This window comes from Brevibacillus reuszeri, assembly GCF_001187725.1.
Taxonomy (GTDB): Bacteria; Bacillota; Bacilli; order Brevibacillales; family Brevibacillaceae; genus Brevibacillus; species Brevibacillus reuszeri.
This window is the reverse complement of record NZ_LGIQ01000011.1, coordinates 830,756-850,125: the sequence shown is the minus strand read 5'-3', so window position 1 is coordinate 850,125 and position 19,370 is coordinate 830,756. Positions and strand designations below refer to the sequence as shown.

Annotated in this window: 19 protein-coding genes; 15 read left to right on the top strand and 4 right to left on the bottom strand. The window is 46.4% G+C overall.

Annotated elements, in window-relative coordinates; genetic code table 11:
• Window position 1 precedes the first annotated feature (1 nt).
• The 5 genes from ADS79_RS29055 (at window position 2) to ADS79_RS29035 (ending at window position 4,928) form a co-directional block, all read left to right on the top strand.
• A complete protein-coding gene (locus ADS79_RS29055) occupies window positions 2–823 on the top strand; it encodes a carbohydrate ABC transporter permease (RefSeq protein WP_236700131.1) in 822 nt (273 codons plus the stop codon).
• 84 nt (window positions 824–907) lie between these two features.
• Window positions 908–2,245 (top strand): ABC transporter substrate-binding protein, encoded by a 1,338-nt coding sequence (locus ADS79_RS29050; protein ID WP_049742174.1) that lies wholly within the window; start codon window positions 908–910, stop codon window positions 2,243–2,245.
• A gap of 41 nt (window positions 2,246–2,286) precedes the next feature.
• The gene (locus ADS79_RS29045) at window positions 2,287–3,021 is read left to right on the top strand and encodes an HAD hydrolase-like protein (protein WP_049741934.1); all 735 of its coding nucleotides are present in this window, start codon (window positions 2,287–2,289) and stop codon (window positions 3,019–3,021) included.
• A complete protein-coding gene (locus ADS79_RS29040; protein WP_049741933.1) occupies window positions 3,018–3,950 on the top strand; it encodes a sugar phosphate isomerase/epimerase family protein in 933 nt (310 codons plus the stop codon). Before ADS79_RS29045 ends, ADS79_RS29040 begins: the two co-directional genes overlap by 4 nt.
• Window positions 3,951–3,977: 27 nt before the next feature.
• Window positions 3,978–4,928 (top strand): NAD(P)-dependent oxidoreductase, encoded by a 951-nt coding sequence (locus ADS79_RS29035; RefSeq protein WP_049741932.1) that lies wholly within the window; start codon window positions 3,978–3,980, stop codon window positions 4,926–4,928.
• Window positions 4,929–5,005: 77 nt separating this feature from the next.
• Here ADS79_RS29035 and ADS79_RS29030 read toward each other — a convergent pair whose 3' ends face one another.
• On the bottom strand, window positions 5,006–5,386 hold the full coding sequence (locus tag ADS79_RS29030; RefSeq protein WP_049741931.1) for a DoxX family protein: 381 nt from the start codon (window positions 5,384–5,386) through the stop codon (window positions 5,006–5,008).
• Between the two features lie 162 nt (window positions 5,387–5,548).
• On the opposite strand from ADS79_RS29030, the gene ADS79_RS29025 reads away from it, so the two are divergent.
• On the top strand, window positions 5,549–7,366 hold the full coding sequence (locus ADS79_RS29025) for an APC family permease (protein ID WP_049741930.1): 1,818 nt from the start codon (window positions 5,549–5,551) through the stop codon (window positions 7,364–7,366).
• Between the two features lie 161 nt (window positions 7,367–7,527).
• Here ADS79_RS29025 and ADS79_RS29020 read toward each other — a convergent pair whose 3' ends face one another.
• Entirely contained in the window at window positions 7,528–8,715 is a 1,188-nt protein-coding gene (locus tag ADS79_RS29020) for an oxalate decarboxylase family bicupin (RefSeq protein ID WP_049741929.1), read from the bottom strand.
• A 97-nt stretch (window positions 8,716–8,812) separates the two neighbouring features.
• Complete coding sequence (locus tag ADS79_RS29015; RefSeq protein ID WP_049741928.1) at window positions 8,813–9,361, bottom strand: hypothetical protein; 549 nt, start codon at window positions 9,359–9,361, stop codon at window positions 8,813–8,815.
• Between the two features lie 99 nt (window positions 9,362–9,460).
• Between ADS79_RS29015 and ADS79_RS29010 the strand changes: the two genes are divergently transcribed.
• The 7 genes from ADS79_RS29010 (at window position 9,461) to ADS79_RS28980 (ending at window position 14,419) form a co-directional block, all read left to right on the top strand.
• Entirely contained in the window at window positions 9,461–10,579 is a 1,119-nt protein-coding gene (locus tag ADS79_RS29010; protein ID WP_049741927.1) for an RNA-guided endonuclease InsQ/TnpB family protein, read from the top strand.
• A 289-nt stretch (window positions 10,580–10,868) separates the two neighbouring features.
• On the top strand, window positions 10,869–11,465 hold the full coding sequence (locus ADS79_RS29005; protein ID WP_049741926.1) for a TetR/AcrR family transcriptional regulator: 597 nt from the start codon (window positions 10,869–10,871) through the stop codon (window positions 11,463–11,465).
• Between the two features lie 182 nt (window positions 11,466–11,647).
• On the top strand, window positions 11,648–12,325 hold the full coding sequence (locus tag ADS79_RS29000) for an AraC family transcriptional regulator (RefSeq protein ID WP_049741925.1): 678 nt from the start codon (window positions 11,648–11,650) through the stop codon (window positions 12,323–12,325).
• A gap of 3 nt (window positions 12,326–12,328) precedes the next feature.
• Window positions 12,329–12,565 (top strand): helix-turn-helix domain-containing protein, encoded by a 237-nt coding sequence (locus ADS79_RS28995; RefSeq protein ID WP_049741924.1) that lies wholly within the window; start codon window positions 12,329–12,331, stop codon window positions 12,563–12,565.
• Window positions 12,566–12,602: 37 nt separating this feature from the next.
• On the top strand, window positions 12,603–12,833 hold the full coding sequence (locus tag ADS79_RS28990; RefSeq protein ID WP_049741923.1) for a hypothetical protein: 231 nt from the start codon (window positions 12,603–12,605) through the stop codon (window positions 12,831–12,833).
• A 78-nt stretch (window positions 12,834–12,911) separates the two neighbouring features.
• Window positions 12,912–13,337, top strand: coding sequence for a hypothetical protein (locus ADS79_RS28985; RefSeq protein ID WP_049741922.1), 426 nt, complete (start codon window positions 12,912–12,914; stop codon window positions 13,335–13,337).
• 182 nt (window positions 13,338–13,519) lie between these two features.
• A complete protein-coding gene (locus tag ADS79_RS28980) occupies window positions 13,520–14,419 on the top strand; it encodes a hypothetical protein (RefSeq protein ID WP_141260929.1) in 900 nt (299 codons plus the stop codon).
• A 438-nt stretch (window positions 14,420–14,857) separates the two neighbouring features.
• On the opposite strand, the gene ADS79_RS35390 is transcribed toward ADS79_RS28980, so the two are convergent.
• On the bottom strand, window positions 14,858–15,568 hold the full coding sequence (locus tag ADS79_RS35390; protein WP_049741920.1) for a tetratricopeptide repeat protein: 711 nt from the start codon (window positions 15,566–15,568) through the stop codon (window positions 14,858–14,860).
• Window positions 15,569–15,617: 49 nt separating this feature from the next.
• On the opposite strand from ADS79_RS35390, the gene ADS79_RS28970 reads away from it, so the two are divergent.
• The gene (locus tag ADS79_RS28970; RefSeq protein ID WP_049741919.1) at window positions 15,618–17,900 is read left to right on the top strand and encodes a DEAD/DEAH box helicase; all 2,283 of its coding nucleotides are present in this window, start codon (window positions 15,618–15,620) and stop codon (window positions 17,898–17,900) included.
• Window positions 17,890–19,335 (top strand): ribonuclease H-like domain-containing protein, encoded by a 1,446-nt coding sequence (locus ADS79_RS28965; protein ID WP_049741918.1) that lies wholly within the window; start codon window positions 17,890–17,892, stop codon window positions 19,333–19,335. Before ADS79_RS28970 ends, ADS79_RS28965 begins: the two co-directional genes overlap by 11 nt.
• The last annotated feature ends 35 nt before the right edge of the window (window positions 19,336–19,370 follow it).

Genomic DNA, 19,370 nt, shown 5'->3' with positions numbered 1-19,370 from the left:
CTTGGCAAAGGTAAAAACGGGTATTCGCTATGCAATGCTGGCTCTCATCAGCGCATTGATGGTGTTTCCGTTTATTTGGATGTTCCTGATATCGATTAAGCCTAAAAATGAGATTTATAGCGGATCCATTTTGCCGTCAGCCTTTCACTTTGAGAATTATTTGCGTGTATTTACAGATACCAAGATGCTTCTGTATTTATGGAACAGCATTTACGTCAGCCTGATTATTATTGCTTTTCAAATCATTACCGCGATTTTTGCAGCCTATGTATTTACGACGATGCGAAAGAAATGGGTGCAATTTTGTTTCGTACTTATTCTCGCTACGTACATGCTTCCATCTGCAGTGACCTATATCCCTTCCTTTATTCTTCTGTCCAAGGTAAATTTGCTGGATTCGCATAAGGGCTATATTCTCAGCGAATTTATCAGCATTTTTGCGATCTTTTTCCTGCGGCAATCCTTCGTGCAGGTGCCTAAAGATGTGATTCATGCGGCAAAGCTGGATGGGGCTGGTCATCTGAGGCTGATCTTTACCGTGTATATTCCATACTGCAAAAATGCAATTGCGTCTCTGGTGCTGATCACCTTCATCTATAGCTACAACAACTATATGTGGCCATCCTTATTAATCAAGTCAGAAGAAAACATGTTCGTGACCATCGGGCTGCGGAGGCTGTTTATGAGCCAGGCAGGGTACGGAATGGACTTTCCGCTAGCGATGGCGGCATGTGCAATTTCCTTGCTGCCGATGCTCATTCTGCTTGCCATTGCCAGCAAAAGAATCATTCATTCCATGGCTAATCTCTATGTGAACAAATAATGAGGTGGTGATGTGCACTAGCTGGAAGGCATGAATTTTCAAGCAAGGGAGATCAAAATAGCTACTTATCGGGAGGGCATCATTGTGGAGAAGCGAAAAGGAAGCGCCAAACGCATCATTTCTTCGATTCTGTGTTCTGCACTTATCATGACCGGGGTAATCGGTTGCTCCAATCAAGCCTCATCGGAAAACAATACGAGTTCAAATACGAGTACAGCACCAGCTTCCAAAGAAAAAGTCAAACTGGAGTTCTACTATGGTCTGGGCGGCAAGCTTGGGGAGACGATGCAAAAAATCGTTCAAGATTTTAATAACCAAAACCAACAGTATGAGGTCGTCCCTGTCATTCAAGGCTCCTATAGCGAAACCTTGCAGGCATTGCAAGCACAGCTCGCGACAGGCAAGCCACCCGCATTGTCGATTAACGGCTACCCTGAGTTTATGAAGCTGGCCAAGAGTGATGCCCTGCTGCCATTGGATGAGTATATCAATCAGCCGGAGTATAAAAAAGAAGATGTGCTGCTATTGGAGCAAGGCAAATACAATGAGGCGACTCTGGGTGTACCAGCCTACGTTGCTACCCAAATGATGTACTACCGCAAAGATATTTTTGATAAATACAACATTGACTACAATTCTCTGACCAGCTTTGAGCAATTAGCGGACGCAGCCAAGCTGATCAAAGAAAAAGAAGGAATCAGTGGCTGGTCCATCATGTGGTACGCCGAGCACATGATTGATTACGCGCGTTCTGCTGGAGGCGATATCGTCAGTGCAGACGGGAAGACCGTTACGATCGACTCAGAAGAATGGGTTTACGCATGGGATAAGATACGCAAAGCGATTCATGAGGACAAGACCATGGATACCGTCTACGGCGGCAATGGCTGGGAATGGTGGTATAAAACCATCGATAACGTCATGAATGGAAAATCTGCAGGCTATACAGGTTCTTCTGGTGACGGAGGAGACCTGGATTTCTCCAAAGTGGCAACGGGAATGCAAAAAGGCTTCAATGGCAAAAAACCTAGACCTGTAGCGACTTCTGTGATGTTTAACCTGTTCAAGGCGTCGCCAAAAGAACAGCAGCAAGGTGCCTGGGAATTCGTGAAGTTCTTCTCGGAAGCCGAAAAAACAGCTTACTGGGCTGTCGAAACGGGTTATATACCGATTCGTGACAGCGCAGTGAAAACAGATATTTACCAAAATAAATTGAAGGAAAATCCGTATTTGTCAGTACCATTGGAACAAGCAAAAACGAATGGAATTGCGCCTTTTGTAGATCCGACAGGCGGTAAAATTTATGCGGAGATCGAGCTGGCCAAAGACAAGGTGCTGATTGAAAACATTCCAGCAGCAGAAGCGTTGAAGGAAGCAAAGAGAAAAGCGCAAATCGAGCTCGACAAGGCCCTGAAGCAATAGCTGCAGCGGTATTCTAGCATAGAAGAATAGGAGAGATAAAAATGAAAAACGACATCGCATTGGCTGTATTTGATCTGGCGGGAACGCTTGTTGAGGATAATAACGGAGTCAGGGATTGTCTTCACCAAGCTGCGGTGGAATACGGTTTGAACGTAACAAAAGATGAAATCAGCACACATATGGGAACTAACAAAATTCATCTCTACCAATTTTTAATCGCCAGAACAAAAGGAAACATGATTGATTTCAAAAATTTCGAGGTAGATATCGATGCTTCGACCCATGATGAGGCCGTTAAGCTGTATGAGCGTTACACGGAATACATGATTGCGTACTATCAAGAAAATTGCCGAGAAATCGAAGGTGCTACCGAAACTTTGCAATGGTGCAAAGCAAATGGAATCAAGGTAGCGACAGGAACAGGCTTTCACAGGGACATCAACAATGTCATCATGGAATCGCTTGGTTGGGTGAAGAATGGCTTGATTGATTATGCTGTCGACCTCGATATGGTTCCAGAAGGCAAAGGACGCCCGGCACCATTTATGATCTTCAAAGCGATGGAATATTTGAATGTGCAAAACGTAAGACAGGTGATTAAACTCGGCGACACGCCTGCGGACATGCTGGAAGGCTACAATGCCGGATGCAAGGCGGTCATCGGCGTGATGCAAGGCTCAACTCCTATCGAGGTATGGGGCAAATATTATCATACACATGTGATCGACACGGTGAAGGAACTGCCTGAGCTCATCGTGTCCGGCAAAATAGTATGATGGATCAGCTAGAAAAAACAGCGAGTATCGGCATTGTGCTTCCCAAGCTGTTTCCTTTTCCACAGAGCCGACCCGAGCAGATGATTTCCAGCCTGCTCACGATACTAGAGGACCCTTTCTTTACTGCCGTAGAGGTATCCTATATCGCTGATGAAGAGGCAAGAACGCTTGCGAGAAAGTATATGCAGTATAGCGGTGTGGAAATCCTTTTCAACGGTGGAGACGCTTTTAGAGAACTACAGATCAATCTAAGCTCCCTGGACCCGGCTATTCGCAACGAATCGATCCAAAAATGTTACATGCTGATTGACCATTGCTATGAGATGGGCGCTAAAATCATGCATATCGTCACTGGGAAGTTCGAAGGAGAAGAAAGCAAGCAGCAGAGCATACAGGCGTTTATTGATTCGACAATGGAGCTGTGCAAGTATGCGCGAGAGAGGGCGGAATCGTACGAGCTGTGTATTTCACTCGAAATTGGGGATCGGCATCTTGACCGCAAATACTTGCTCGGACCTACTCACGAAGCGGTTAACGTAGCCAGAATGATTCGCAGTGAATACAGCCATTTTGGTTTGCTGCTTGATCAAAGCCATCTCCCCCTGATGGGAGAGGACCCACGTAAATCACTGTGGCTCGCCAAGGATTACTTAACGCACATCCATATCGGCAACAGTTATAGGAAAGACAGACAAGTCAGCTATTTCGGTGATAAGCATATTCCGTTTGGGGTCAAGGATTCGGAGGTAGGCGTCGTCGAGCTTACACAGTTCATTACCACCTTACGAGAAATTGACTTTTTCAAAAGTCCAAAGCCAACGAGAAAGCCAGTGATTACATTTGAAGTAGGCTGTCTGGAAGATGAATCGCCCAAGCTGGTACTGGCAAATATCAAGCGTCATTTCTTTGAAGCGTGGGCAAATGCATAAACACTGTGCACAGAGGAGCTTGTCTATATGAACGTGTTGATTACAGGATACTTTAACGATTCCTCGAAAGAACGAGTGATTCAATCATTTCCACAGGATTGGCAGATTACGATTATTGAGCCGGAGCGGATCGAGGAATTCATCAGCGAGGCAGATGTGCTGATCCCCGAGCATATTGAAGTAAATGACGAGCTCCTGAGCAAAGCTGAGCAACTGCGATTCGTTCAAACCGGAGCAGGCTTTGACAATGTGGACATTGAGGCATGTACAAAAAAAGGGATTTGGGTAAGCAATGCAGCCGGAGTCAATGCCAATGCAGTAGCCGAGCATATCATGGCTCTCATCCTCGGCTATTACAAAAACATCGCATTTCTGGATCGATTTATGAAGCAGGGAGAGGACGAAACGAAGCTGGCATACACGGGCGGCGAGCTTCGCGGAAAAACAATTGGCACCATCGGCTTTGGTGCGATCGGATCGAGAGTGGCAGAGCTCGCAAAAGCCTTTCAGATGAAGGTGCTGGCTTATGACACCAATAAAAACTTGCAAAGCAATGACGTCGAGCTGGTTGATTTGGATACGTTAATCGCTCAATCTGATGTGATTACGCTCAATATTTTTCTCAATGAATCGACGCGAAATTTAGTGGATAAAGAGTTTTTACGTAAAATGAAAAACGATGCGTTGCTAGTAAATACTGCAAGAGGCCCGATTATCTGTGAAGCTGATCTGGTAGAGGCCCTTAAAAATGAGGAAATTGGCGGAGCATGTCTGGATGTGTTTACGGTTGAGCCTCTCTCGCTGGACAGTGAACTGCGCACTTTGAGAAACGTTGTCTTAACCCCGCATACGGCAGGAATGCCTGACGGAACCAAGTTTCACGAAACCAGGTACCGTTTCTTCGTGCAAAATATAGAGAGAATTCTGCGGATGGAAGCACCGCAAAATCATTTGAATCAAATCACACAAAGCAGTTAATCTGCTTATCATGAAAAAGAGGCTCGGGTCTTTGAGAGACCAAGCCTCTTTTTTGTGGAAGGGTAAGTATGCAAAACCTACAGCGAATACACGCCTGGTCCGATGAGAGCCAAACCAACGGCTACCGCAATGATGACGACCAAATATTCAATACCGCCTTTATCGATCCAATAACCATTCGGCAGGTGTACCTTCATGGCGCCGAGCATGGCGATCACGATCATGGCTGCACCAAGTGTGAAAAACAAGCCCGAAGCAAAGAGAAGACCGCCCACAAATTCGAGTATCCCCGCGATGGTCGCCATGAGGACACCTGGTTTAATCCCGACTGACTCCATCCAGCCACCGGTCCCCTTGATCCCATGTCCACCAAACCACCCGAACAATTTTTGACTCCCATGCCCGACAAAGCTTAAACCCAAGACAAGACGAATAAGTAGTAATCCGAGATCAACCATGATGTTCATCACCTTTCGTAAGTGACAGTAGCGTGCGATCACTTATGTTAGTTACTGTCCAAAAGGAGACGAGACTATTCATGTTCAAGCAAGCGAATCTGCTTGTTATTTGATGGGAGAAAAGGGGAAGCTAACGTAAAAATGTTCATAAGGAGAATGAGCATGATACCGGGTTTTAAACGAGTCATCATCGGCAGACCGATGAAATCGAATGAGCTAGGGGAAGAAAAGTTAAATAAGCTCAAGGCGCTAGCGGTTCTGTCATCTGATGCGCTGTCTTCTGTAGCCTACGGAACGGAACAAATTTTGCTCGTGCTGGTCACCATGGGAGCGGTGGCCCTATGGTATTCCCTCCCGATATCGCTGGCGGTTCTTGGCCTTTTAACGATCCTTATTTTGTCGTACCGTCAAACGATTTTTGCCTATCCGGCAGGTGGCGGGGCGTACATCGTGGCAAAAGACAATTTCGGGACCTCGATCGGACTGGTAGCGGGTGGTTCACTACTCGTGGATTATATTTTGACCGTTGCAGTGAGTACGTCAGCGGCAACAGATGCCATTACCTCCGCTTTTCCCGTGCTGCATGATCATCGTGTGCTGATTGCTCTGCTCATGATTGTCTCAGTCACCGTGTTAAATTTGCGAGGGATCACCGAATCAGCAACGATTCTAATGTATCCGGTCTATTTGTTTGTCGCCGCCATTTTTTTATTGATTATCGGTGGTGGATTTCAATGGATCGCCGGTAATGTACATGCGCAAACACCCGTTTATGGTGTAGCTGTTCCAGGGATCACGTTATTTTTGCTGTTGCGGGCATTTAGTTCGGGGTGCTCGGCGTTAACCGGAGTAGAGGCCGTATCGAATGCGATTCCCAATTTCAGAAATCCTGCGCCAAGAAATGCCGCTTTGACGCTCATCATGATGGGACTGATTCTCGGAGTGATGTTCACAGGCATCAGTTTGCTGGCTTATGCATACGGAATCGCACCAAACCCGAAGGAAACGGTGGTATCGCAAATCGCGTCCGCTGTGTTCGGCAGGGGAGTGATTTATTACTTCATCCAGGCCGTTACGGCTTTAATCTTGTTCCTCGCTGCCAATACGGCGTTTGCTGCCTTTCCACTGCTTGCCTTTATGCTGGCAAAGGACAGATTCATGCCTAATATGTTCATGGTTCGTGGAGATCGTCTTGGCTTTTCCAACGGGATCATTTTTTTAGGCGTGCTGTCCTCTGTTCTGGTAATTTCCTTTGGAGGAGAAACGGAAAATTTAATTCCGTTATATGCGCTCGGCGTGTTCATTCCGTTTACGTTGTCACAGGGAGGGATGATGAAGCGTTGGGTGACCAATAAGCCAGCAGGATGGCTGACTCCTTTTATCTTGAATACGATTGGCATGCTTACGACCTTGACCATTTGTCTCATCTTCCTGATTACAAAGTTTACTCATGTATGGACGATTTTCATCTTCCTTCCCATCGTGATTTTCATTTTCCGCAAGATCAATGGGCATTACAAAGACTTGGCGGAAGAGCTACGACTGGATGTCACAACAGAAAAACCACAGCCAAAAGGAAGTGTGATTGTCATTCCAGTGGCTGGCATCTCACAGGTTGTGAAAAATACGATTAGCTATGCCCAATCCTTGTCAGATGACATCGTTGCTGTCTACGTGGCCTTTAGTGAGGAGGAGAAGAAGAAAATGGGGGAGAAGTGGGAGCAGTGGAACCCAGGCGTGCGGTTGATAATTCTTCGCTCCCATTACCGCAGTATTATTAAGCCGCTATTTAAATTTATTGATACGGTCGAATGGAAAAAGGCAGAAACGGACCATGTGACAGTCATGATTCCACAGTTTATTACGAAGCGATGGTGGCATAATCTGCTGCATAACCAAACAAGCTTTTTCCTGCGCGCCTACCTGTTTGCCAGGCAGGACGTCAAGATTGCGACTGTGCCTTATCGTCTGAAAAAATGAGACTACGTAGCAAAAAACTGTCCGTCAGCTTGCGGACAGTTTTTCAACGTATAAGAATTTATAAGCGCGACGCTTATGAATTCTGGAGCGCATGGAAACTTTCCGCTAAAACGCGGTCGCTCCTCCTTGAGGAAGCCTCGATAGAGGTTTTCTTATGCTGTTCATTCACTGGGCGGATCGTAGCCATAGCCCGGATATTTGACCACGGGCCATTTTTGCTTGCGCAGAGCATCGATCAGCTCCGGTCCTACATTCAGATTTGACGCAACGAGCTCGTGTGGGGTGAGTGCCATCCATTGATTCAAAGACACATCGACAAAGCGGTTGCTTTTGAACATTTCCAGAAACCATACAGTCTGATTGCTTGTATTTTGGATGTAATGACCTGTTGCAAAAGGTACGTAACCGACATCGCCAGCCCGATAGTCAAAGGTACGAGCCGTTCCGTTGCCGTCAAAAACAGTCATGCGCGCCTGCCCCGAAATGTAATACTGCCATTCATCGTTGTTTGGATGCCAATGCAGCTCTCGCATCGCACCCGGATGTATCTCAACAAGGGCTGCTGCAATCGTTTGCGAGATCGGAAAATTGCGGGAATCTACAATACGGACGCTGCCCCCAGGTGTGATGAGCGGCTTTTGGGCGAGCAAGTGATGGGTAAAACTGAGCGGGACTGTTCCATAAGGCGACTCAACAGCATCGAACTCCAACGGACCCGGGACTTCGCTCTGATAGATATACACTTGTTTCGAAGGAATGCAGTCAAAGGTCGACTCAGGCACACCGAAGTTAGCAGAAAGCACATCCTTGGGCGTGTGCGCAAACCAATCCGAGATCGATAATGTATTCAAATCGGAAAAGCTGCCATCATCAAAGACCAGCAAAAATTCACAGCCTTCCTCCAGCCCCTGAATCGAGTGGGGGATGCCAGGGGGGAAATACCACAGATCCCCCGGACCGATATCGGCGATAAAATTGCGCCCGCGCTGATCGACAGAAGTTATCCGTGCCCGACCAAGCAGCATGTAGGACCACTCTGCCTGTTGATGCCAGTGCAGCTCCCGTACGCCACCTGGCGTCAAGCTCATGTTTACGCCTGCCATGGTGGTCGCAATCGGCAGTTCCCGTTCTGTGACTTCACGGGACCAGCCGCCATGATTGAGGGTCATTGCTGTATTCGAGAACGAAAACTTCAGATTCGGCAATAGTCCCGAATCAGTTACGGGAGGAACAAGCATATTCGGATTTTGCCGATCGAGCATGATATTTCGCGGCCCGAGGTCTACCCACCCGGTACCGTCACTTCTCATTGGCTGTGGTACTTGATTTCCCTTGTCTTGAGGGGCCATTCGATCAACCTCCCTTGTCCATAAACAGCCGTACAGCTCCATTACCCATGACTATGGCACAGTGCTTGGCATTTATGCAAAATAAGGGAGCTTTCTTCTAGGAGCTTGTGCTTTTACTTTTTCTTGGCCATAGAAAATAACTGATAGCAATGACAAGATCAATGCCGAGCACCACCGTCCAAAGCTGCATGATGCCTGACAAGGCTTCCGTCCGAGCGGAGTCATTGACGAAATAAATCATGGCGAGAAGCATGCCTACTCCAATGACAAAAGCGAAAAGGTGCTTGAACCAGCTTTTGGCGTAATGTCTGGCATACTCCATTCCGTAGCGTTTTGTTTTTGCAACAGATGCCTGGGAGAAGTAGTGCTGGAATTTTTCATCTGCCCACTGAATCATGCTCTTCCCAAAAGCGATCGATATCCCGATATAAACAGCTGCGAGCGCATGAGCAGTGGTAGCGATGGCTCCACGATATAAGTCCACACTGGTGATGACGAGCAGAATGACATCGACAACGGGAGTCAGTGCCAGCAAAAAAAGCCCTGCCTTCTGCTGTTTGAATAGATATCGCGTGACTAATCCTAAGCCAATGACTACCCAAAAGGCGATTTCGCACGCAACGATCATCCATGCAATAAAGTTCATCTTTATTAGCGCAGGAGACCCCTCCTGCTCCTCCTTTCTTACATAAATTCTCACAATATACTTTGGTAAAATTAATGAGTGAAAGCGAGGTGACCATACATGCAGATGACAATGACAGCGAAAATCAAGATCAATCCAACATCTGAACAAATTGCCTTATTGAGAAACACGCTTGATGCTTACCGTACTGGCTGTAATTACGTTTCTTCTCTTGTGTTCGAAACGAAGCAGGTAGCACAAGCGAAATTACACAAACAGTCCTATGGTATTTTGCGTTCTGTCTATCTGTTACGCTCTCAAATGGCTCAGTCTGTTATGAAAACGGTCATTGCTCGCTATCAATCCCTGAAAAGCAACGGTCACGACTGGACAAAAGTGCTGTTCAAGAAAACTGAATACGATCTTGTATGGAACCGCGACTACTCTCTTACGCAAGGACTCTTTTCGATTAATACGCTTAGTGGTCGAGTGAAAGTGCCATTTGAAACGAAAGGCATGGAACAATACTTTGATGGAACATGGTCTTTTGGTACGGCAAAACTTGTCAACAAGTATGGGAAATTCTTTCTCCATATTCCGATGACAAAAGAAATTCCAGAAGCATCAGAATATACGATGAATCAGGTAGCAGGTATTGATATGGGCATCAACTTTGTTGCGGTCAGTTACGATTCTCAAGGGAAGTCCTTGTTTTTCAATGGAAGATCAATCAAGGATAAGCGTTCCAACTACAAACACATGCGTAAGCAACTGCAAGAAGTGGGTACAGCTTCTGCCCGCAGAAAGTTGAAACGAATCGGACAACGAGAAAACCGTTGGATGACTGATGTAAACCATCAGGTATCAAAGGCACTCGTTACACGATATGGCGCAAATACCCTGTTTGTAGTGGAGGACTTAACAGGTGTTCGCCATGCTACTGAGCGTGTGAAAATCAAAGATCGCTATGAAACGGTCTCTTGGGCATTCTACCAATTACGTCAGATGTTAGAATATAAAGCGCTTATGGCTGGCTCCAAGATGATTGCTGTTGACCCACGCTATACTTCTCAAGTATGCCCGAAATGCGGGCATACAGAGAAAGACAACCGCAATAAGAAAAAACATACATTCTGCTGTAAAACATGCGGATATAGGTCAAGTGATGACCGCATTGGTGCTATGAATCTTCAGCGAAAAGGGATGGAGTACATCGCTGAAGTGACTGCACAAGCATGACTTGTGTAGTTGGGTAGCTGTCAACCTGCCTATAGTAACACCACTCCAAGGAAGGAGGTTCGTAGGAACCGATTGTACTTCTGGGTAGTTACAAGCCCCCACCTCTAAGCGTTAGCGTAGGTGGTGGGTAGTTGACCTGACATGTCTCCTCTTGAGATCGCTCTTCCTTTAACAGGATACGAAATTTTGTAGTACAACTGTATTGCAAAAACATTTTAACATCTGTTTTTAAATAATACAATTGTATTATTTCGTTGCCTGGGACTATTGATCTTGATAAAATACAGGTATGCCAAAACTGATCGATCACGAAAAAAGAAGAGAGCAAATTGCAGAAGCGACATGGCGCATCATTTTAGAGCGGGGAATGGAGGGAGCAACGGTACGAAACATTGCAAAAGAAGCAGGATTGTCACTCGGTGCTCTGCGACATTACTTCGCAACACAAGATGAGCTGCTGATTTATGCGATGACGCTCGTCAAAGAAAGAGCAACAGCACGAATTGCAAAAATCGCTTCACAGGAGCCATTTACGCCAAAGGAACAAATCATCAGGCTCTTGCTGGAGCTAGTCCCGACGAATCAGGAGAAGATGGCAGAAGCGGAAGTGTGGTTCGCATTTACCGCTTACTTCAGACACAAGCAGGGCGTATTTGACGCGATGCACGATGGGATTTATGCCGGATTACAAAAGGTGATGAACTACGCCGAACAGGTCGGTCTTCTTCCGAAAAAAATGGACAAGGAATTGGAGACAGAAAAGCTCTACGCAATCGTCGATGGCTTGGCGCTACACGCCCTGCTTGATCCAAAGCGTTTAGACGGGAAGCAGATGGAGCGCATACTGGTCCAGCATCTGACAGAGCTATTTGAAAGAGGATCATAGAATATGGAAAGAGTAGGGAAAAGGGCAGCGCTTGTAAAAGCGGTTGCCTTTTTTTGCATAGCGAGCGTCTGAGGCAGAGCAGAGCTCTCTTGCTTCTATTCATTCTATTGAGAATGATTATCGTATATAATGGAGCAGATATTTTCCACCAGTTTGGTAGATGAGCCCGTACGGAGGACGTCATGAATACGATTATCTACGAATTACAGGATGCACGGCTTTTGGCGGATCAGGGAACGCTTAGTCCAGCAGCACTACGTATTTCCTATCCGGCTATTATTGTGCCGACGGAAGCGATTATCCTGCGTACTGCGAGTGCTGTATATCAGGTAGAAAAGGGACAGTTTATCAGTTTTCGGCATGCCGAAGAGAACATGAGCATAGAAACAGCGGAAAATACCGAATTTGCTCCCGTTTACGTGGTTAGCTACCATAGCTACCAATTGACCGAGAAGACACCGGATAGTCTGCTCTATTACAAACGTGAAGAGCATCTGCCAAAGCAGGGAAGTGTTATGGAATTCCCACGCCCTGCCCGCGGATTGCTAGAGAGCTTGCTGGAACAGCTACAGCAGGCATCGTGGGTTCAGATTGCAGCACGGTTGAACCTTAAGCTGGATGAGCTATTGCGGAGCATTTTTGTCAGTAAGCATTACGGTGTCAGTTACATAACCCAAGAGCCGTCGATCCTACAAGCACTTACTTATATTAATCAACACTTTGATGCGGCTGTTACACGTTCATTTATGGCACGACTGACTGGGTTTAATCCAAGCTATTTTTCCTCGCTCTTTCGCAGAGAAACAGGCTGGAGCTTCGCCGAATATTTGAATCGCATACGAATCGACGAGGCGAAATGAAGATTGCTCAGTACAACAGACAGCCTGCAGGATATTACTTACCAGACGGGCTTTGCCGATGGTTCCTATTTGGGAAAGATGTTCAAAAAAATGGTCGGAATGACCCCTAGCGCCTTCCCGCAAAAACGTGATGCAGGGCGGATCGCGGACCTTGATCAGGTGTCAAAAACAGCGCGAGAGGAAATTGGCAAGGCTGTTAAGCCGGACGATACGAGAGGACGGCAAAATAGAGGTAATTGATGACCTGCCATTGTTAGATAAGTCGAAGACGTATCTCATGTTTTTAAGCAAAATCAACGATAACACGGAACGGAATGGGAAATTTCAGGTTACTGGAGGCCTGCAGGGATTATATGAGTTAGCCGGAAGTGATAGAAAACTGATGAAAGCTCCTGACGCTGAATTAAGCAACTTTTCCATTTCCTCGTTTGTAGATGGGGAAATCAATCAAAAAGTCATCGACGCGGGATTAGATACGATTGCTGATTTAGCCAAGGAAAGTAAATAGATATATTTACCAAGCAGGTGTGGGTGTTATCATAAAAACATCCACATTCTATTTTTTCACAGGCAAGGAGGATTCAGAATGAGAAGAGTACTGCTCACAGTCACATTGATTCTTACCGTTTTACTGTTTTCATCATGTGTCAACAACTCTCCATCGATAAATACACCAAAAACAACAAATGAAAACGCAAGCTGGCCGTACCCTTATGTGAAAGTCGAAAACCGTCTCTATGTAATTGAGACTGATGAAAACAAAGTCGAACTTGTAGAGAAAGAAAATATCGGAGAACAAATTGGAACAGTAGAAGAGAAATACGATTTTGAAGGGGACGAACAAACATCGCAAGCAACTATTGTCTCTAATTACCTGAAGAAAGGGACAAAGCTTTTCGTGATCAAGGACGTTGATCCAAGTGTTCATATTGCATTTGAAAAAAGTGAAGGTGTATTCGTCAAAGCTACGGAGGAAAGTGCAATTCCAAAAGAATCATCTGCAAAAGAATAGGTAAGGAAGAGAGGAGAAGTGAAATGAGAGTTTTTCTCGCTTATTTATTGCTGGTATCAGTTTTTCTTTGGGGATGTACACCGAGTCAACAAATTGATGACGTAGCCTCGTTTTCTCCTTAGAATAAAGGGGAGTACTTATTATTTCATTTCATGTCGCCTTTTGAGGATGAAGGGTACATCTTGGAAGTAGATGCAAAAGGGGAAGTCAAACATAAGCTAACGATTAAAGATGATCATTTTGCGCCATCGGACGTCTTTTACAATCTGAACAATTACTATTTTACAAGCGGTGCTTATTCCAATGACTTTAAGGTAATGGAGTACAATCCGGAAACACGAAAGATCTCCTTAATCGATACAAACCAAAATAAATATATTGAGAAATATTACAAGGACGAACAATCCGAATACATCATCACCACATTGGATAAAAACGATAATAATGAGATCTGTGACATTAAAAAGAATAAATGCATGAGCATTGGAGACGGTTATAGTGCACATACGTTAACGACCCTAGATAATTTTGTCATTGTTCTAGGGGCTAAAGACGGGAATAGCAGTATAGTAAAAAAATATAATCGAGACTTCGAATTCCTAGAAGAAATCAAGATGGAGAACACACCTGCTTACTTCACCTACACAAGTGAAGATCAAAAACTCTACTTATTTATGAAAAATGGCGATATCGTTGATATAGATAGTAATTTGAAGATTAATACGTACCCAATTAATCTAACGTCAATTTCGAATAACATCAAAGAAGTGAAATATCAAAAGAATGTAATGCTTGATCCGAAACGAATCCTTGTGGATCTAGAGATAAAAGCCGATTCAAAAACAAATATGATCGCAGAGATTTCTTTTGACAACACCGGACCTTCCTTTGAAATCATAAGCAAAGGGACTGACGAGGATATTCTTAATGTTGACTATACCTCTGGAGAAGTTTTTACTAGATCCAGCGATGGAAAGAATGCTGTTATTTATGTTAGAGACACGGAAAAGCTTGAACTTCTGCATCGATTAGTTCTAACTAATAAAGATGCGATCTATTTTGTTGATAATATTAAGCAATGAGATGCCTACCTCTATAGGGGCAACCTGGGAAAAAGAATAGATAAGAAAAAGATATCCGATAATAGTTGGGTATCTCTTTGATTTTATGGATAACAGGAGTGTAGTACTTTATCATCGACGTTCAGTTATTTCATAAAATGATTTTTGCCACGAAAAGTTGAGCATGATAGAATAAAAGTGTGTTCACTATTTTCCTTCTATTTTTATTGAAAATAAGCGATCCGAAAGCTTTCGGAAACATGGTTATGACCCAGATGGGTTGATGAGATGGTTTATTTCGTCTTGTCTTCTCTATCTGGGTTATTTTGCGTTCTCGGAATTTAGGAAAATGGTCAGCTGAAAAAAGAAGTTATGAGCTGGAGAACAAATTGTAAATGAAAAGAGGGGTGTGAAAGAATGCTAAGACGGTTTGGTGAAGCTGCCTTACGTTTTCTCAATTCAAATGAGTTTATGGTGATTTTCCTTTGAGCTGAGTCGCTCGATGTCATTGAAATATTGTAAGGCGATATGATGCTGATGGAGCCGGCCGTACATGATACCAAAAGCATACAAAACGGAGATGTCTATGTTACCGCTTATTTCGTACTGTGTGACGAGCTTCAATGACTCATTCAATAAAGGTCTCGCTCGTTTTGCTTTTCCCTGGTAACAATAATAGGAGCTAAGGGATACCAATGAGCGAATAAGCGGGAAAGGATCCGGATTATTACGGTGAAGCTTGATGCTTTGGAGATACATCAGCTCAATGTTATGTCTATGTTCTCCAAGAAAATCAAGACACTTTGCCTTGGCCCAAAGGTAGGTTCCACGATACTCATCACTCTCAATGGAGTCAAATGGTATTTTGTTTACCCAAGCACGTGCATTATGCCACTCTTCATTTTCAATTAACTCCGTTAAGAGATGCATCGCATTATTCAGGTAATTCTGCACGTTGCTTTTGGTGCGTATCATAAGCGTCCACCCCTGAGGAACATCCCGAACCAGCCACTTTGGACGCGGTTTCTCTTTTTGCATGTAGCCGTACAGGAATGACCCCCAAGTAAGGTACCCAAGAAGCTGGAGCGTTTTCTCCTTTTTCCTCCCCACCACAACAGCACGCCAACCTCCGCTTTTTTTAAAACCCTCAGTGATGCCGGATTTATACATTTACAACCCGAACGCCTATTCGTACAATAAGGGCAAGAAGGTGACGAAGATGAATCGAAAAAAAGACATGTCTGCCGTACTGGATTATTTAAAAACAGAAGAACGTTTTCGCGATAACATTGCACATTGGAAGGTCATCCCTCCGCGCGAAGCAAAGTCCGTTCCTTTTCCACTCGAAATGGATTCACGCATACAGGATGCACTCGTCAGACGAGGAATACCCTCGTTATACACGCACCAAGAAACCTCCTTTCTCCACGTGCGCGAAGGAAAACATATCGTAGCAGTAACGCCTACCGCTTCTGGAAAAAGCATGTGCTATCATTTGCCGATCCTGCAGACGTTATCAGAGGATACGCAGGCTCGCGCACTCTACCTGTTTCCAACCAAAGCACTGGCACAGGATCAAAAGTCCGAGCTGCATGAACTGATTTCCGAAATGGGTCTTTCGATTAAATCGGAAACATACGACGGGGACACCCCAGCAAATATACGCCAGATGGTCCGAAAAGCAGGAAATATCGTGATTACCAACCCCGATATGCTCCATTCTGCTATTTTGCCGCATCACACCAAGTGGGTTTCCTTTTTTGAGCATCTGAAATATGTCGTCATCGACGAGCTACATACGTATCGAGGCGTGTTTGGCAGCCATGTTGCCAATGTGATTCGCCGTTTGAAACGCATCTGTGCCTTTTACGGCAGCCATCCGCAATTTATTTGCACCTCGGCGACGATCGCCAATCCAAAAGAGCTGGCGGAGCTGTTGACCGAAGAGCAAGTGGTGCTGGTCGACAACAATGGGGCGCCAGCAGGAACCAAGCATTTTGTTTTCTACAATCCGCCAGTGGTCAATCGGCAGCTGAACATCCGGCGCAGCGCCACACTTGAGGCACGCGACATTACCGAGCAGTTTTTGACCAATGGCATTCAGACGATCTTGTTTGCCAGAAGCCGCGTGCGCGTGGAGATATTGCTGACCTATTTGCAGGAATTGATCAAACGCAAGCTCGGTCCCAAGACGATTCAGGGTTATCGTGGCGGGTATTTGCCCAGCCAACGGCGCGAAATCGAACGTGGCCTGCGAAGCGGTGATATCATGGGTGTCGTCAGCACGAATGCATTGGAGCTAGGTGTCGATATCGGTCAGCTGCAAGCGTGTGTCATTACCGGGTATCCGGGTTCTGTTGCAAGTACATGGCAGCAGGCAGGACGTGCGGGGAGACGACAGGGCGAGTCAGTGGTCGTAATGGTCGGCAGCTCGACGCCATTGGATCAATACGTCATCGCACATCCTGAATACTTTTTTGATCGCAGCCCGGAGACAGCGCGGATCAACCCGGACAATCTGATCATTTTGGTCGATCATCTCAAATGCGCCGCCTATGAGCTGCCTTTCCGCGAGGGGGACCGTTTTGGACGGGCGGAGATCGTGGAGATTCTGGAGTTTTTGACCGAGGAGCAGGTGCTTCATTTTTCAAAGGGCAAATGGTTCTGGATGAACGATTCCTTTCCGGCACATAACATCAGCCTGCGTTCAGCGTCCCAGGAAAATGTCGTCATTATTGATATCAGTGAGCGGGGCAATGAGCGAGTAATCGGGGAAATGGACCGGTTCAGCTCGATGACCCTGCTGCATGACGAGGCCATTTACTTGCATCAGGGCACGCAATTTCAGGTAGAAAAGCTCGACTACGAGGAAAAGAAAGCGTATGTCCGCGAAGTGCAGGTCGACTACTATACGGACGCCAATCTGGCTGTCCAGCTCAAGGTGCTGGAGCAGGATCAGTACCGCAGCCATGCCCAAAGCGCTTTTGCCTACGGAGAGGTTTCCGTTCATGCAATGGCGACGATCTTTAAAAAAATCAAATTCGAGACGCATGAAAACATTGGCTCTGGCCCGATTCATTTGCCAGAAGAAGAGCTGCACACAAATGCCGCCTGGATTGGTTTTTCCGAATCGCTGCTTACCGAAATCGGGACAGAGGACGTAGAGCGTGGCTTGGTGGGCTTGGCGCATGTTTTGCAGCACGTCGCTCCGTTGTTTGTCATGTGCGACCCGATGGATTTGCACGTCATTCCGCAGCGCAAGGCCGTTCATTCGCAGGAGCCGACGATCTTCTTGTATGACCGTTATCCTGGAGGTATTGGGCTAAGCGAACAGGTGTACAAAGAGATGGAGATGATTCTTACCCAGGCGGAGAGGATGATTGTCTCTTGCCCATGCGAGTCAGGCTGCCCGTCTTGTGTAGGGGCAACGGATGACGGCAGCAAGGAGCTGGCCATGACCTTGCTGCGTGTCGCGCAAGGAGGAAGCGCGTATGTCTCTTAAGTCCAAGCTGCAACGGATGAAGGGGCACTTGGTCAAGGAAACGGACAAAACGTCTTCACAATTGGCAGAAACGGCCGCGACAGGAGCAGTTGGTCACGCCCCAGCAGAGTCTGCCCACGAAGCAGTTGTGGTGCAACAGGCTACTCAGCCGCTATCAGCAACGACAGAAATGGATACCCCAGCACAGGAGAAAGAGGCGGATATTCCGTATGCAGATCGGTGGGAAAAGCTGCAAGCTGCTCCGTACTTCTGGGAGGATGAGCATGTCATGATCCGGGAGGTCCGGTATCCGATCAGGCAGCGGCACGGGATGTATGCCTTTTCCGCGCTGCATGATGTGATTGCATCGTGGGAAGCGTCAGGAAAGGCCCATCCGCTATCTGCGGCAGGAAGACAGCCAGAGGACCTGCTGTTTTTTGACACGGAAACGACAGGGCTATCCGGGGGGGCAGGCAACACGGTGTTTCTTTTGGGCTACAGTCGCATTGAAGGAGAAGAGGTCGTCGTTCGGCAGCATTTCCTTCCTGCTCCGCACGCAGAAGTAACGTTATACCAGTCATTTTTGGAGCAAGCGGGGAAATCCTCGCATCTTGTGACGTTTAACGGGAAATCGTTTGACTGGCCACAGGTGCGGACCAGGCATACGCTCGTTCGCGATCAGGTCCCTGCTTTGCCTGCGTTTGGACACTTGGACCTTTTGCATGGAGCGAGAAGGTTGTGGAAGGCCGAGCTGGAGTCATGCCGCCTGGGAATCATCGAGCAGGAAAAGCTGGATGTTTTCCGCGAGGATGATTTGCCTGGCTTTCTGGCTCCTGTGCGGTATTTTGATTTTTTGCATTCACAAGACCCTGATGTGATCGAAGGTGTGCTGCGCCATAACGAGACGGATGTCCTGTCTCTCATTACGCTCTATATTCACATGACCCGGCTGTTGCTCCACCATGAGCGGGAAGCAGTGTCTCATGAGGAGCGCTTTGAGATTGCGAGATGGTATGAAGCACTGGGTGATCAAGCGGCAGCCATGGACGGTTACCGACTTGTTGCAGGCAGCAATCATTCGTGGAGCAATCGGGCCAAACTCGCCATCGGGCATCTCTACAAAAAGCAAAAAGACTATCAGCAGGCACTGCACGTTTGGGAGTCTTGTATGGAATCGAGCAGTTATGTCCCGGAAGAGGTATACATCGAGGCAGCCAAGGTATGCGAGCATCAGTTCAGAGATTGGGAAAAAGCGCTCCATTATACGCGGCAAGCCTACGAGCAGTGGAAGAAGCGGGGAAGCCTGTTGCGCAACAGGTCCAAGGAAGACGCGCTTGCCTATCAAAAGCGAATGGAGCGGCTGGAGGCAAAGACACAGGCACAGGGCATTGGTGCAGAGGAGGATGCTCTTTTGTCCGGGTTGTTTGATTGGTCGGGAGACGAGCAAAGTGAATAGCTGGATAAACTGTAGAAAAAGCCCTTAGGAATCTG